This is a genomic window from Levilactobacillus sp. LN180102, from assembly GCF_050106635.1.
Classification (GTDB): domain Bacteria; phylum Bacillota; class Bacilli; order Lactobacillales; family Lactobacillaceae; genus Levilactobacillus; species Levilactobacillus brevis.
The window spans coordinates 1-1,875 of record NZ_JBNIIX010000042.1 but is presented as its reverse complement, the minus strand read 5'-3'; the positions used below and the strand labels follow the sequence as shown (position 1 = coordinate 1,875).

Annotated in this window: 2 protein-coding genes; both read left to right on the top strand. The window is 41.0% G+C overall.

Annotation, left to right across the window (positions count from 1 at the left end; all coding sequences use genetic code 11):
* The coding region (locus ACP4IT_RS12520) for a helix-turn-helix domain-containing protein (protein WP_426855862.1) at nt 1-235 on the top strand (235 nt) is incomplete at its 5' end.
* A 359-nt stretch (nt 236-594) separates the two neighbouring features.
* A complete protein-coding gene (locus ACP4IT_RS12515; protein WP_011668996.1) occupies nt 595-1,800 on the top strand; it encodes an NAD(P)/FAD-dependent oxidoreductase in 1,206 nt (401 codons plus the stop codon).
* Nucleotides 1,801-1,875: the final 75 nt, after the last annotated feature.

The following is a 1,875-nucleotide window of genomic DNA, read 5'->3' as shown; positions in this document are numbered from 1 at the left end:
GGCCGAAAGTGAACGTAAGCGAATCATTGAGCGCCAGCAACAAGGGATTGCCTTAGCTAAGCAGCAGGGTAAATATCATGGGCGCAAACCCCAATATGCCAAAGATGATCCCCGTTTGCAACACGCTTTTAAGCTTTATCAAACGGGTATGAGTGATGTAGATGTTGCCCGTAATACAGGGATTAAACGGACGACCTTTATCAGATATCGAAAGAAATTCAATATACAAAGATGATGTTTACATGAGAGAATCATAGCAGAGCGGACCACTTGAAACTTCTAACTCCACTAAAATCCGAGAAATGACCAAGAAAAATGACAACTCTTCGAATATTGTTACTTCAAATTAAAATCAAAAATGATTACCTTAAAAATTGAGGTTTTTTAATTAAAATAATATTATTTTATGCTGTGTTATCCGCAATTCTAAATCTGGATCATAGTGATATTTGATAGCTTTGTAGCAGTATGTAAATAAAATTATTATTCTGATAAAAGCAAGCAACGATTGACAATTCTGAGCGTTATTTTTCGAATCATGGCGTTTTTATATTACAATGATCCTAGAAAAAGTAAAGTTATGGAGGCGATTAGATGAGTGATTTGGATCAGACAAACAGCTATCGATACGTCATTGTTGGTGGCGGAGTGGTTGCTGGCTATGCCATCAAGGGAATTCGACAGGAAGATTCAGAGGGTGAGATCTTAATTATTTCGCAAGAGGCGGATGTCCCATATGAACGACCGGCACTGAGTAAAAAACTATGGCTAGATGATGAATTTACTGAAGAGAACATTCAGATTGGTGCTGAAAATTATCCCAATGTGACTTTTAAGTTCAAGACAACGGTTACGGCTATTAATCGGCAAGATAAGGTCATTACATTGGCCGATAGTGAGCAAATCAAGTATGAACAGCTATTGCTAGCAACTGGCGGAGAACCTAGACAAATCCAGGGACCTTCTGATCCACATGTGCTAGTCTTTAGACAGTGGTCAGATTATCGCAAGTTACGTAAATTTAGTGGTCCGAACAAGCGAGTTGTGATCATTGGTGGTGGATATGTTGGTACAGAGCTCGCATCGTCACTGACCCAAAATGAGACTGAAGTTACGATGATTTTTCCAGAAAAAGCGCTGGGTGAGGGTAAATTTCCTGAGTCTATTCGGACTGAGTATGAAGCCACGTTCAAACGCAATGGTGTCACACTGATGAGTGGTCAGTTTGTCCAATCATATCAACGCCAAGGTGACCACTTGATTCTATTGACAAAGGATGGTACGGTGATCGCAGCCGATACGATCATTGTTGGGTTAGGCGTTACGCCGCGGATTAGTTTAGCTGAAGACAGTTGTTTGGATTTAGCTGATGGTGGTGTGAAAGTTAATGAGTATCTCAATACTAGTGACCCAGCCATCTGGTCTGCTGGAGATATTGCCTCTTATCCAGATCACATCTTGGGTCGGCAACGGATTGAGCACGTGGACCATGCCCGACTTTCTGGTGAATTAGTTGGCCGTAATATGGCAGGTGCTCACATGAGCTATCAGCATACCCCATACTTCTATTCCATGATTTTTGATATTTCCTGGCAAGCAATCGGTAATATTGATCCTAAATTGCAATTGATTTTTGATCGGCGAACGCATGGATCGCTTGTCTATTTCATAGATACCGATAAGTTAGTTGGTGTTTTAGTTTGGAATGTTAAGGTGAATCTTGATGATGTTCGCGCATTGCTTGCGAACGCTCCAGCTACAGATGATCTGGTGGGCTCCATTCGAGAGAAGAAGGCTTAGTATCTGGATGAGATATCGGTGAATCATTGCGTCATCACGAATGTACTTTAGAACAAAATGGCCATCATTAACGAT

Coding starts and splice junctions, on each gene's coding strand:
- ACP4IT_RS12515 (WP_011668996.1), top strand. CDS start 595: ATGAGTGATTTGGATCAGACAAACAGCTATCGATACGTCATTGTTGGT.